Raw genomic sequence first — 12,370 nt, 5'->3', positions numbered from 1 at the left:
GTCCTTTCGGGTGGTTCGGACCTTATCTAGTGATCCTTGACCGCCCGTGCCAGAACCGCAACCGAAACTGGCCCCGATCCTGCCTGCAACAGCGCCATCGCCGCCGTGGTGATCGTCGCCCCCGAGGCCATGACGTCATCGACCAGCAGCACCGGGCGCCCCTGCAGGGACGCCGCGCGACGCGGGTTCACCGCCAGCGCATCGGCCATGTTGGCAAAGCGGTCCTGCGCGTCGCGGTGATCCTGCGCGGGCGTGTGACGGGTGCGGACCAGCAGGTCGGGTTGATGGGCCAGCCCCAGATCGCGGGCCAGCCGTGCGCTGACATGGGCAGACTGGTTGTATTTGCGCTTCATCAGGCGGCGCAGGTGCAGGGGGATGGGACAGACGATTTGGTCCTGCATCACCAGCGGACGCGCCGCCCGCGCCAGCCATCCCGCCATCGCGGGCGCCAGATCCAGCCGGTCGCCATGCTTCAGCGCCAGGATCAGCTTGCGGGCGGTGCCGTCATAGACCATTGCCGCCCGCCCCCTCGACCAAGGCCGCACGGCGGTCAGGCAGTCGTCGCAGACAAGCACCTGCTCGGTTCCCGTGCCGTCATCGGGCAGGGGCACCCCGCAGCAATCGCACATCGCGCCGGTGATGAACTGCGCGTCCATCCAGCAACTGGCGCAAAGGTGAACGGCCCCCGCACCGCCATCCGCCACGCCCGCGCCGCAGGACAGGCATTGCGGCGGATAAAGGACGTGCAGCGCGACTTTCATCGCCCCCGAAAGCACCCTATGTTCCAGTCCCATGAAGATCCCCCAAGATAGCACGCGCCCCGCTCTGACCGACACGGATGCCCTGCTGCGCCAGCGTGACCGCGCGCGGCGTGCGGGGTTTGTCGACCTGTTCCACCAGATCGCCGCCGATGAGATCGACGATAGGCTGATCGAGGTTAACAGAACCTTTACGTCCCCCGCCGTCGTCACCGGCTTTCCCGAAATCTGGGGGCCGCGCTTTCCGCAGGCCCGCCCAGTCGCCGACGATCCGGTGATCGATCTTGAACCCGGCGCGCATGACCTGGTGATCCACGCCATGTCGCTGCACTGGGCCGAGGATCCGATCGGCCAGATCGCCCAATGCCGCCGCGCCCTGCGCGAGGACGGGCTGTTCATCGGCGTCTGTTTCGGCAACCAGACGCTGGCGGAACTGCGCGCCGCCCTGGCCCAGGCCGAGGCCGAGATCACCGGCGGCCTGTCGCCCCGCGTCCTGCCGATGGGCGAGATCCGCGACATGGGCGGGCTGCTGCAACGGGCGGGGCTGGCGCTGCCGGTGGCGGATTTGCTGTCGCAGCGCGTCAGCTATCGCGACCTGGCCCATCTGGGGCGCGACCTGCGGGCCATGGGCGAGGGCAACGCCATGGCAGCCCGCCTGCGCCGACCCACCCGCCGCGATGTCATTGGCCGTGCCAGCGCCATCCTTGCCACCCATCACCCCGACCGCGACGATCCGTCCCGTATCAACGTTGGCTTCGATCTGGTCTTTCTGACCGGATGGGCGCCTTCGGACAGTCAGCCCAAGCCCCTGCGTCCGGGCAGCGCAAAGACCGCGCTTTCCGACGCCTTGAACGCCATCAGGAAACAGAACCCATGACGCCAGATCACGCGCCTGCCGACCACCCCAAGATCAAGCCCGCAAAGACCGGCATCCTGATTGCCAACCTTGGCACGCCCGACGGCTATGGCTATTGGCCAATGCGCCGCTATCTGAACGAATTCCTGTCCGACAAGCGTGTCGTGGACCTGCCCAACTGGAAATGGCAGCCGCTGCTGCAGGGCATCATCCTGACCTTCCGTCCGCGCAGCTCGGGCAAGAACTACAAGCTGATCTGGAACAACGAGGCGAACGAAAGCCCGCTGATGACGATCACCAAGGCGCAGACCGCCGCCCTGCGCGAGGCCGCCCATGTCGAATGGGGCGATCAGGTGATGGTCGAATTCTGCATGCGCTATGGCAACCCCTCGACCCATGACGTGCTGCAGAAGATGGTGGACGCCGGATGCCGCCGTATCGTCTTCCTGCCGCTTTACCCGCAATACGCGGGGCCGACCTCGGCCACGGCCAACGACCAGCTGTTCCGGGCGCTGATGGAGCAGACCTGGCAACCCGCCGTCCGCACCTGCGAGCCCTATGTGAACCGTCCCGATTACATCAAGGCGCTGGCCGACAGCGTGCGCCGCGCCTTGGGCGGCAAGGTGCCGAAGAAGCTGGTGGCCAGCTATCATGGCATGCCGAAACGCTATCTGATGCAGGGCGATCCCTATCACTGCCAGTGCCAGAAGACGTCCCGCCTGCTGCGCGAGGAGCTGGGCTGGCCCGAGGGCATCATCGACACCACCTTCCAGTCGGTCTTCGGCCGCGAGGAGTGGCTGCGCCCCTATACCGTCGAGCATGTGGCTGAACTGGCGAAACAGGGCCATACCGACATCGCCGTCATCTCGCCTGCCTTCTCATCCGATTGCATCGAGACGCTGGAGGAGATCAACGGCGAAATCCGCGAGGCCTTCGAGGAGGCCGGCGGCCATGAATTCCAGTACATTCCCTGCCTGAACGACGATCCGGCGCATATCCAGGTCATGCTGGAGGTGATCCGCGACAATATCGGCGGATGGGTCGAACCGGTCGCCTGATGCGAAAAGGGGGCCGCGCGGCCCCCTTTCCTTAAAGGATCAGAACCTGCGTCCCGATCTTTGCCAAGCCGAACAGCTGGGCGATGTGTTCGTTGTAAAGCCCGATGCAGCCGTTCGAGGATTTGCGCCCGATCTTGCGCGTGTCATGCGTGCCGTGGATGCGGTAATATTGCCACGACAGCCACAGCGCATGCGTCCCAAGCGGATTGTCGGGACCCGCGGGCACAAAATCGGGCCATTCCGGGTTGCTGGCCTTCATCGAGGGCGTGGGGGCCCATGTGGGGCCATCGACCTTCTTGATGATCTCGGTTCGGCCCCTGCGGGTCAGCTCGGCGCTGACCGGGATCGAGGAGGGGTAGACGTGATAGGTGGTCCCGTCCTCGGACCAGAAATGCACGGCGCGCGATGTCAGGTCACACAGGATCGCGCCATTGGTCAGATTGTCGAAATGCGGGCGCCAGTCCTGCATCCGGAAGCTCGAGATGTTATGCTGGGGGCCGGTGTTGCCGGTCGGCGCCTCCTGCGCGAAGGCGGGCATCGCCAGTCCTGCGGCTGCGGTGCCCAGAAAGGCCCGCCGGTTGAAGTTGAAACGCGTGCTCATCTGCTCATGTCCTCGGGGTTCGGATCACCGCTCTTGAGGGGCGGGCTTCGATGATGAAATCATATCCCCTGCGCCACGGGGCGGCAAATCAAACCGGCGATGACGATGGACGCGCGATCCGATTTGGCGTCTCACGCAGAGTTGCGTTTGAACAGCATCGCCCGCTTCGATAGACCAAGACCAGATCACACAGAGGGAGCCTGCACGTTGAGGAATATCAGGTCGATCGGGGTTCTTGCCGTTCTTGCGTTGACAGCATGCGCGCCGCGCTATCTGCAACAGCAGCCGATGCCCATGCCTCAGGATATGCCCATCCAGGCCCCCGCACCTGTCGATGACAACGCCGCGATCGCGGGTCGGGTGTTGCAGCAGATCAACACCCTGCGCGGGAATCTGGGGCTGACGGCGTTGACGCCCAGCAGCCAGCTGGATGCCGCCGCCCTGGCCCATTCGCGCGACATGTCGGCGCAGAATCGGGCGTGGCACTGGGGGTCGGACGGCTCTTCGCCCCTCGACCGGGTTCGGCGTCAGGGCTTCAACGGCACGCTGATCGGCGAGAACATCTCGGAAAGCTACGAGAACGAGATCGAGACGCTGAGCGCCTGGATGACCACCCGCGACACGCGCGACGTGATCATGGACCCTTCCGCGAAGCTGCTGGGTTTCGCTTGGTACAAGGAGCCTTCGGGCAAGCTGTGGTGGACATTGCTGACGGCATCGCAGTGACATGACAAGGCCCCGATCATGGCGATCGGGGCCGTTTCAGTTCCGCAGCGGGCGCGGCGTCCTTACGGATAGATGACGACCTGCGTTCCGGGGCGGATCATGGCATAGATCTCCTCGATCTCCTCGTCGGACACGGCGATGCAGCCTGCGGTCCAATCGCGCTGACGGGGGAACAGGTTGTTGCCGTCGGGGCCACGGCCGTGGATGAAGATGTCCCCGCCCGGCTTGCGTCCATGCGCCTCGGCAAAGGCGCGGTCCTGCGCGTTGGGATAGGACACCCCGACCGACAGGTGATAGGCGCTGCGCGGGTTGAAGCGGTCGACGAAATAGACGCCCTCGGGGGTCTTGCCGTCGCCTTCGAACTGCTTGTGTCCGACGGGCACGTTCCCAAGGCTGATGTCATAGGATTTCACGACCGTGCTGCCGCTGAACAGATGCATGCGCCGCTGGCCCTTGTTGATCTGCACCTGCGTCACGGGCGGGCCGAAATAGCGCACGAAATTCGGCTTTTCCTCCTGCGGCTTGCCACAGGCGGCCAGCACGGCCAACATCGAAATCGTGAACGCCCGACGGGTCGTTTTGCTCATCACTGCCTCTGACGGTTTCTTGTTATATGGGTCCGGAATATCACATCTAGCGTGATGCTGCCTAGCAAAGCGTTAATGCGGCAACCATTTCGACGTGGGGTGAGAAGCGGAACTGGTCGACAACCCACAGCCGGTCCAGACGGTATCCGGCATCAACCAGAATCCGCAAATCCTTGGCGAAATTAACCGGGTCGCAGGCCACCTGGGCCACCACGGGCACCCGCGCGGTGGCGATCTGGCGCATCTGCGCCTCGGCCCCGTTGCGCGGCGGATCAATCACGATTGCGTCAAATTCCGCCAGCTCGTCCGGCAGCAGGGGGCGGCGGGCGATATCGCGCACCTGCGTGGTGACCCGGTTCAACCCCGGCGTCTGACGCCATGCCGAATCAAGGGCCTGCAGTGGCGCGGCCAGCCCCTCGACGGCATGGACCCGCGCGGTTTCCGCCAAGGGCAGGGTGAAGGTCCCGCAGCCTGCGAACAGGTCCAGCACGCGGGTTGCATCGCCCACAGTGGCGCGGACGGCGGACAGCAGCGCGGCCTCGCCTTCGGCGGTGGCCTGCAGGAAGGCACCGGGGGGCGGGACGACCTGCGCGCGGCCCATCGGCAGCTGCGCGGGGCGGCGGGTGATGGTCTGGCCATCCCAATCCAGCCGCGCCAGATCGCCTTCGCGCGCCAAGGCGGCCATGGTCTGCAGCAGGTCGGGGTCCATCGGCTTGCCGCCGCGCACCGCCACGTCCAGCCCGGCAGGCCCGTGGATGACGGTGAAGGTCAGCTCGGCCTGGCGCGAGGCCCCGGCGACGGTGATCCGGCGCAGCAGCGGCAGGGCGGCAGTGATCTGCGGGCGCATGACGTGGCACTCGGCCAGATCCACGATCACCTCGGATGCGCGGGCATGAAAGCCCACCAGCGCCCCCTTCTTGGTGCGCTTGCCCGACAGCACCGCCCGTCGCCGCGATTTCAGGGGCGAGACATGCACCAGCGGCGCGGGCGCTTGAATGCCCTGCGCGGCCAGCGCGGTTTCCACCACCTGCCGCTTCCAGGCGGTTGTGAAGCCATCGCTGGCATGCATCAGCGAACAGCCCCCGCAGGCGCGAAAATGCGTGCAGATCGGGCGCACCCGCTGATCCGAAGGCGTGACGATGCGCGGCGCGGCGATGCGGCCATCCTCGGGGGTGCCCTCGATCACCTCGCCCGGCAGGGTCAGGGCGGCCAGCGCGCGTTCATCGCCACGAACGGCAACGCCGTCGCCCTTGCGGCCAAGCCGTTCGATCGTCCAGGTGGTCATTCGGCGGCCTCATCCGTTCCCAGGAAGCCGCCCGACTGGCGCATCCAGTATCTTGCATAAGTGCCGTTCCGGGCCAGCAGCGCGTCATGCGTGCCCTGTTCGACGATGCGTCCATCCTCGATCACAAGGATGCGGTCAAGTTCCACGATGGTCGACAGGCGGTGGGCGATGGCCAGTACCGTCTTGCCGTCCATGGCGCGGGTCAGGGCGTCCTGCACTTGCGCTTCGATTTCGCTGTCCAAGGCGCTGGTCGCCTCGTCCAGGACCAGGATCGGGGCATCCTTCAGGAAGGCGCGGGCTAGGGCGATCCGCTGGCGCTGGCCACCCGACAGCTTGACCCCGCGTTCGCCCAGATGCGCGTCATAGCCCGTGCGCCCGGCATGATCCTGCAACGACAGGATGAAATCATGCGCCTCGGCCGCCTTTGCCGCCGCGACGATCTGGTCCTGCGTGGCATCGGGCCGCCCATAGAGGATGTTGTCGCGGGCCGAGCGGTTGAACATCGCCGTCTCCTGCGTGACCATCGCGATCTGGCGGCGCAGGCTTTCCTGCGTGACGTGGCGCAGGTCGTGGCCGTCCAGCAGCACCGCCCCGCGTTCGACGTCATAAAGCCGCAGCAGCAGCGCCACCAGCGTCGACTTTCCCGCCCCCGAGGCACCGACGATGCCGACCTTTTCTCCGGCGGCGATGGTCAGGTCCAGATCCTCAATCCCGCCCTCGTCCCGGCCATAGGCGAAGCCGACGTGGTCGAAGCGGATCCGGCCCTGCACCCGGTCCAGCGTGACGGCATCGGGGGCATCGGTCAGCCCGTGCGGGGGCGACAGGGTGCGCATGCCGTCCTCGACCTCGCCGATGTTGCCCCACATGCCCATCAGCGCCATGCTGACCCATCCGGTCATCTGCGACAGGCGCATGGCGATGGCGCCCGATGCCGCGACATCGCCCACCGTGGCCGCGCCCTGACGCCACAGGAGGATGGTGCCGCCCACCAGGATGACCGGCAGGATGCCCGCCACGATCATCAGCGACAGGCGGAACCAGGTGCTGACGACGCCGAAGTCCAGCGCGCGTTCGCGGAAACCGGCCATGGCGCCCAAGGCGACCTGATCCTCGTGCCGGTCATGGGCGAACAGCTTGACGGTCTTGATGTTGGTGATGGTATCGACGACCTGCCCCGTCACATTGGCCCGCGCCGAGGCCCGCGCCCCCGATTTCGCCCGGATGCGCGGCAGGAAGAAGCGGATCAGCGCGAAATAGGCCACCAGCCAGACCAGCAGCGCCACCGCCCCCCAGCCATCCACCGCCAGCAGGAAGGCAGCCGACCCGATGACCGAGGCCAGCGCGAAGGCCACCACGTTCACCACCTCGCTGGCGACATCGGTGACGGCGCGCGCGGTCTGCATCTGCTTCTGCGCCAGCCGGCCCGCGAAATCGTTGTCGAAGAAGTCGATCGCATGGCCCATCGTCCAGCGATGCAAGCGCGACAGTACAAGGGGCAGGACGTTCGGCCCGATGATGACGTTGGAGCTGGCCGTCGACAGGCCGAAGATTGCGGGCCGCAGGATCAGGAAGAAGCCCGCAAAGATGGCGACCAGTCCCCAGTTTTCCGTCCAGAAGGTTCCGGGGCTGCTGCCGGTGACCGCATCGACGACCATACCCAGCAGCATCGCCGAAACCACATCCGCCGCACCCCCCATCGCCGATGTCAGCGCCGCGAAACCAAGCCCCTTCCACGCGCCCGACAGGCACCAGCGGAAGAAGGCCATCAGGCTGCGCGGGGGCGCGCCATCGGCGGGGCGGAAGGCATCGACCATGCGGCCGAAGCGGGCGTGCAGGCTCATGTGGGCTCTTTTCCGGCCAGATTGGCCATGTCGATCAGGGCAGGGGCGGGCAGCGCGAAGCCCGAAGCGATCCAGGCCGCCTCGGCGGTTTTCAGGGCGTGGCCAAGGGCTGGGCCCTGTAGGTCGGGCAGATCGGCAGCTTTCAGCGGAAAGCGGGCTTCCGCGGCCTGTTGGATCTGCGCCTGCCAGTCGGGCGGCAGCACCTTGCCCCGCGCGGCCATCAGGATCGCATGATCGCAGCCGATCTCGGCCCCAAGCCGATAGGCGGCGCGGTCCAGCGACCAGTCCTCCCGAAGGGCGGTTTGCAGAACGGCTTGGTTCTTGGTTTCGGTTTTGGACAGGCGCAATGCGGCGGCGGGTTCGGGGTGCAGTGCCGCCAGCCGACGCGGCCATGACGGAGGGAGGTCGCCCTCATGCGCCAACAGCGCTTCCAAAGCCGCGGGATCGGCGCCGGGCAGCAGCAGGTCCAGAACCCCCGTATCCGCCATCAGCGCGACCGAGGGTGCCGGATCGGTCGCGGCCAGCAGCTTGCGCATTTCCGCCCCGATGCGTTCACGGGCGATGCCGGTCAGCCCGTCCTTATGCGCGGCGCAGGCGGCGACCGCGTCAGGGTCTGCATGCTGACCATAACGTGCGAAGAAACGGAAGAAGCGCAGGATGCGCAGGTAATCCTCGCGGATGCGCTGGGCCGGGTCGCCCACGAAGCGCAGGCGGCGGGCGGTCAGATCGGCCAGCCCGCCCATCGGGTCGATGACCTGCCCATCGACATCGGCATAGAGCGCGTTCATGGTGAAGTCGCGACGGGCGGCATCCTGGGCCATGTCTTCCGTGAAGGCCACGACGGCATGGCGGCCATCGGTTTCGACATCGCGGCGGAAAGTCGTGACCTCATACCCGCGACCGTCATGGACCAGCGTGACGGTGCCATGATCGATGCCCGTGGGCACCGCACGAAGACCCGCCGCCTGGGCCAGCGCCATGACCCGATCCGGCGTGGCATCGGTGGCGATGTCTATGTCGTCGACCGGCTGACCCAGCAGAGCGTTGCGCACGACGCCGCCGACCAGAAATGCATGGTCCCCCTGCGCATGCAGCGCCCGCATCACGCGGATCAGGCCGGGATCGGCCATGATCTGGTCGGGTATCCGCATCACGCCCTGAACCCCTGGGCCAGGTTCAGCAGGATACGGGCGGTCGCCCCCCAGAGGTAATAGGGCCCGAACGGCGCGGCATGAAAGCTGCGCCAACCGCCGCGCCACCGCCGCCTTTCAATGCGATAGCTGGCGGCGTTGGCGATATGGCGGAAGGGCAGGGTGAAGGCCTCCTGCACCTCGCCCTCTTCGGGGATGGGGGTGAAGGGGCCATCGATGATGGCGATGACGGGGGTGATCTGAAAGCCGGTCACGGTGCGATGGGGCGGCAGGCATCCCAGCACGCGGGCCTGTGCGGGGGCAAGGCCGACCTCTTCATGCGCCTCGCGCAGGGCGGCGGCCACGGCATCCGCGTCGCCGGGATCGACCTTGCCGCCGGGCAGGGCGATCTGCCCCGGATGGTGGCGCAGGCCGGATGCGCGCTTGGTCAGGACCAGCCGCCCGTCGTCGGCATGAAAGGCTGCCAGCACGCCCGCGGGCCGCAATGGTGTATCGGGCGGCGCCACGCCGGGGTTCAGATCAAAGTCCGAACTTGCCCCCGCCGCATTGCGCAGCGCTTGGGACAAGCGTTTTTCGGACCACTCGACGCTCACTCGGCGGCCTTGTCCTTGGGCGGCAGGGGATTGCCCTCGGCGTCGATCTCGGCCTCGAAACCCAACGAGCGCGGGTCGAAGACGTAATGCGCGCCGCAGAACTGGCAATCGGCGGTGACGGTGCCTTCCTCGGTGGTCATATGCGTGATGTCCTTGGCCGAATAGATCGACAGAGTGTCACGCACGCGGTCGGCCGTGCAGGAACAGCCGAACTTGACCGGCTGGGGTTCATGCACGCGAGGGGTTTCCTCGTGGAACAGGCGCAGCAGCAGGTCGGTGGGGCCGACGGTCGGGCCGATCAGCTCCAGCGTCTCGACCGTGTCCAGCAAGATGTTGGCGCGGTTCCAGTTTTCCGATTCGGCGCCCTGCAGGATGTCGGCAGCCTCGATCAGGCCGCCTTCGCCGCTGCCGCCATCGGCCACGTTCATCTGCTGGGCGGGCAGGGTCTGCAGCATGACGCCGCCCGCCCGCCAGCCGGCCGTCTGACCGCTGGATTGCGACAGCCCCGAGGCCAGCTGGAAGCGCGTCGGCAGCTGTTCGGACTGCGCGAAATAGGTCTGCGCACAGGCCGACAGCGACCCGCCCGCCAAGGGCGTGATGCCCTGATAGGGGGTGCTGCCCGAACCCTGGTCGATCAGGATGGCGAAATACCCCTCGCCGATCTGGTCGAAGGCGGGACGGTTGTCCAGGCGGTCGGCATCGAAGCTGGCCCAGGCACGGATGCGGGCGGGCTGGCCGTCGGCCGCGGGGGCAAAGTAGTCGGCGGCGATGGTGCGCACGGCGCCATTGCCGCGGACCTGCAGGCTCAGCTTCCAGCGCAGCTTGACGGTCGGGCCGATCAGCGCGGCCAGCAGGGCGACCTCGGCCACCAGGGCGCTGACGACGGGCGGATAGTCGTGGCGCGTCAGGATATGGTCCAGCACCCCGTCAAGACGCGCGACGCGCCCCCGGATGTCCGAGCGGTCCAACTGGAATGGCAAAATCGTGTCGTCCCAGGCTATCTGGTTGATGTCGTTCATCATTGATCCTTGAAGTGGCAGCGGCGCCGCCCATGGCGGGCCCGGTTGCGCCCAATATAGGGGTTTTTGCGCCGATCCCAAGGGGGCGACTTTCGCCCGTCGCCGTTGCAGGATACGCGCGACAGGCAACAGACAGGTGAACGATGATTCCGCGTTTCGGAAAGCCGCCCATCCCCGGCATCCGCTATCGCCGCCGCCCCGGTGCCTATGGCATTCTGGTCCGCAACGGGCTGATGCTGCTGACATTCCAGCGCGCGCCGGTGCCGGAATACCAGCTGCCGGGCGGGGGCGTGGATGCGGGCGAATCATCCATCGCCGCCCTGCACCGCGAGGTCTTCGAGGAGACGGGTTGGGGCATCGCCGCGCCCCGTCACCTCTGCGACTATCGGCGCTTCTGCTGGATGCCGGACTATGATTTCCACGCCGAAAAGTTGTGTTCGATCTGGCAGGGGCGACCGACGTTGCAGCGCGGCCAGCCGTCCGAGCCGGGCCACAGCGCGCATTGGGTCACGCCCGCGCGCGCGCTGGATCTTCTGGTCGATCCTGGATCGCGCCACGCGGTCCGCAGGTGGCTGGACCTGGGCGGGCGGGCCTAGCGCGACTTGCGGGGCAGGCGCACCAGCTGTGCATCCTCGCGGATTTCCAAAAGCACGGCAGAGATGTCGTCCTGACGTTCGCCCCGGCAATATTCCGACACCGACCATGCCATGGATTCCAGGAAGGGATGCCCCTTGAGGAAGGCGTTAGTGCGCAGTATCGCCTCCAGCCCCTCATTCCCCAACTGCTGGCCGTTGGGGGTCGTGGCCTCGGTCAGCCCGTCCGAGGCGATCAGCAGCCGGTCGCCCGGCAGCAGCTGGACCTCGATCTCGTCGAAGACGGGGTTCTCGAAGACGCCGACGGGCATGCCGCCCTGACCCAGGTGGATGATGCTGCCGTCCGCGCGTTGCAGCACCGGGTGGGGGTGGCCCGCCTGCACCATGCTCAGCGCGCCGGTGCTGTGGTTCAGCTCGGCGAAGATCATGGTGAAATAGCTGTCGGTGTTCATCTCCTCCAGCATCATGTTGTTGAAGAAGCGGGCCAGCGCACCGGGGCCGACAGCCTCACCCCCGGATTGCGCGCCGCGCAGCGCCACGTTCTGATCCGACGACCCCGACAGATGCACCGACAGCTGCGCGGTCAGCAGCGCCGCCGTCACGCCATGCCCCGACACGTCCAGCGCATAGATGCCCACGCGTTCGCTGTTGATCGGGAAGAAGCCGACCAGATCGCCGCCGATGTGACCGGCGGGGCGCAGCAGCAGGCTGATCTCGGCCTTGCCGAAGCGGCCCGATCGTTCGCGCACCAGTCCCTGCTGCAGCTTGCGCGCCTCGCGCAGGTCGCGTTCGATCGCGGCCTGAGTCTCGTTCAGCTGATCAAGCGCCTGCTGAAGCTGGGTGTTGCTGGCGCGCAGTTCGTCTTCCACGCGCAGGATGCGTTCGGCGGCGGCGATGCGGGCCAGCAGTTCCTGCGCCACGACCGGCATCGACAGAAAGTCGTCCACCCCCGCCTGCAGTCCCGCGTCCAGCGCCTGCCGATCACCCGTCGTGGTCAGAAGCACGAAATACCCGTAGGACGACCGTTCCAGCTTGCGAAAGGCTTGGCAGAACTCCAGCCCCGAGATGCCGGGCAGATCCCAATCCGACAGGACCAGGTCCGGCGTCAGGTCCCGGCACAGCCGCAGCGCATCTTCGCCCGAGGCGGATTGCACGACGGTATAGCCGCGCCCCTCCAGCACCGCCGCGATGGGCAGGCGGTGATCGGGGTTGTCTTCCACCAGCAGCGCCAGCCGATGCACCTTGTGCTGGCTGTCATCCTGGTCAGAGAGGGAGAGATTCGCGGCTTTCATGCGCCCTGTC

At 66.8% G+C, this 12,370-nt stretch carries 13 protein-coding genes; 4 read left to right on the top strand and 9 right to left on the bottom strand.

Annotation, left to right across the window (positions count from 1 at the left end):
- Positions 1-26: 26 nt before the first annotated feature.
- On the bottom strand, positions 27-761 hold the full coding sequence (locus tag DDE75_RS08005) for a ComF family protein (RefSeq protein WP_108501860.1): 735 nt from the start codon (positions 759-761) through the stop codon (positions 27-29).
- 31 nt (positions 762-792) lie between these two features.
- Between DDE75_RS08005 and DDE75_RS08000 the strand changes: the two genes are divergently transcribed.
- Together DDE75_RS08000 and hemH are read left to right on the top strand one after the other, a co-directional pair.
- Positions 793-1,635, top strand: coding sequence for a methyltransferase domain-containing protein (locus tag DDE75_RS08000; protein WP_108501859.1), 843 nt, complete (start codon positions 793-795; stop codon positions 1,633-1,635).
- Positions 1,632-2,672: a ferrochelatase gene (gene hemH, locus DDE75_RS07995; RefSeq protein WP_108501858.1), complete on the top strand. Its 1,041-nt coding sequence runs from the start codon at positions 1,632-1,634 to the stop codon at positions 2,670-2,672. The genes DDE75_RS08000 and hemH overlap by 4 nt, the downstream gene beginning before the upstream one ends.
- A 31-nt stretch (positions 2,673-2,703) precedes the next feature.
- On the opposite strand, the gene DDE75_RS07990 is transcribed toward hemH, so the two are convergent.
- A complete protein-coding gene (locus DDE75_RS07990; RefSeq protein ID WP_108501857.1) occupies positions 2,704-3,273 on the bottom strand; it encodes a L,D-transpeptidase in 570 nt (189 codons plus the stop codon).
- A 207-nt stretch (positions 3,274-3,480) separates the two neighbouring features.
- On the opposite strand from DDE75_RS07990, the gene dalA reads away from it, so the two are divergent.
- The gene (gene dalA / locus DDE75_RS07985) at positions 3,481-3,999 is read left to right on the top strand and encodes a divisome-associated lipoprotein DalA (RefSeq protein ID WP_472462634.1); all 519 of its coding nucleotides are present in this window, start codon (positions 3,481-3,483) and stop codon (positions 3,997-3,999) included.
- 62 nt (positions 4,000-4,061) lie between these two features.
- Here the strand turns inward: dalA and DDE75_RS07980 are convergent, their stop codons facing one another.
- The 6 genes from DDE75_RS07980 to hslO form a co-directional block, all read right to left on the bottom strand.
- Positions 4,062-4,550, bottom strand: a complete 489-nt coding sequence (locus DDE75_RS07980) for a L,D-transpeptidase family protein (RefSeq protein ID WP_245894659.1) — start codon at positions 4,548-4,550, stop codon at positions 4,062-4,064.
- Positions 4,551-4,647: 97 nt separating this feature from the next.
- Complete coding sequence (locus tag DDE75_RS07975; RefSeq protein ID WP_108501854.1) at positions 4,648-5,871, bottom strand: class I SAM-dependent RNA methyltransferase; 1,224 nt, start codon at positions 5,869-5,871, stop codon at positions 4,648-4,650.
- The gene (locus DDE75_RS07970; RefSeq protein ID WP_108501853.1) at positions 5,868-7,712 is read right to left on the bottom strand and encodes an ABC transporter ATP-binding protein; all 1,845 of its coding nucleotides are present in this window, start codon (positions 7,710-7,712) and stop codon (positions 5,868-5,870) included. Before DDE75_RS07970 ends, DDE75_RS07975 begins: the two co-directional genes overlap by 4 nt.
- The gene (locus DDE75_RS07965; RefSeq protein ID WP_108501852.1) at positions 7,709-8,863 is read right to left on the bottom strand and encodes a CCA tRNA nucleotidyltransferase; all 1,155 of its coding nucleotides are present in this window, start codon (positions 8,861-8,863) and stop codon (positions 7,709-7,711) included. Before DDE75_RS07965 ends, DDE75_RS07970 begins: the two co-directional genes overlap by 4 nt.
- The gene (locus tag DDE75_RS07960) at positions 8,863-9,456 is read right to left on the bottom strand and encodes an NUDIX hydrolase (protein ID WP_108501851.1); all 594 of its coding nucleotides are present in this window, start codon (positions 9,454-9,456) and stop codon (positions 8,863-8,865) included. The genes DDE75_RS07965 and DDE75_RS07960 overlap by 1 nt, the downstream gene beginning before the upstream one ends.
- On the bottom strand, positions 9,453-10,475 hold the full coding sequence (gene hslO, locus DDE75_RS07955; RefSeq protein ID WP_108502073.1) for an Hsp33 family molecular chaperone HslO: 1,023 nt from the start codon (positions 10,473-10,475) through the stop codon (positions 9,453-9,455). The genes DDE75_RS07960 and hslO overlap by 4 nt, the downstream gene beginning before the upstream one ends.
- A gap of 143 nt (positions 10,476-10,618) precedes the next feature.
- On the opposite strand from hslO, the gene DDE75_RS07950 reads away from it, so the two are divergent.
- Positions 10,619-11,071 carry an NUDIX domain-containing protein gene (locus DDE75_RS07950; RefSeq protein ID WP_108501850.1) on the top strand — a complete coding sequence of 151 codons (453 nt, stop codon included), beginning with the start codon at positions 10,619-10,621 and terminating at the stop codon, positions 11,069-11,071.
- Here DDE75_RS07950 and DDE75_RS07945 read toward each other — a convergent pair.
- Positions 11,068-12,360, bottom strand: a complete 1,293-nt coding sequence (locus DDE75_RS07945) for a PP2C family protein-serine/threonine phosphatase (protein ID WP_108501849.1) — start codon at positions 12,358-12,360, stop codon at positions 11,068-11,070. The two genes, DDE75_RS07950 and DDE75_RS07945, sit on opposite strands and share 4 nt — an antisense overlap.
- Positions 12,361-12,370: the final 10 nt, after the last annotated feature.

The sequence above is a fragment of the Paracoccus indicus genome, assembly GCF_003056335.1.
GTDB classification, from domain to species: Bacteria; Pseudomonadota; Alphaproteobacteria; order Rhodobacterales; family Rhodobacteraceae; genus Paracoccus; species Paracoccus indicus.
This window is presented reverse-complemented; position numbering and strand designations above follow the sequence as displayed.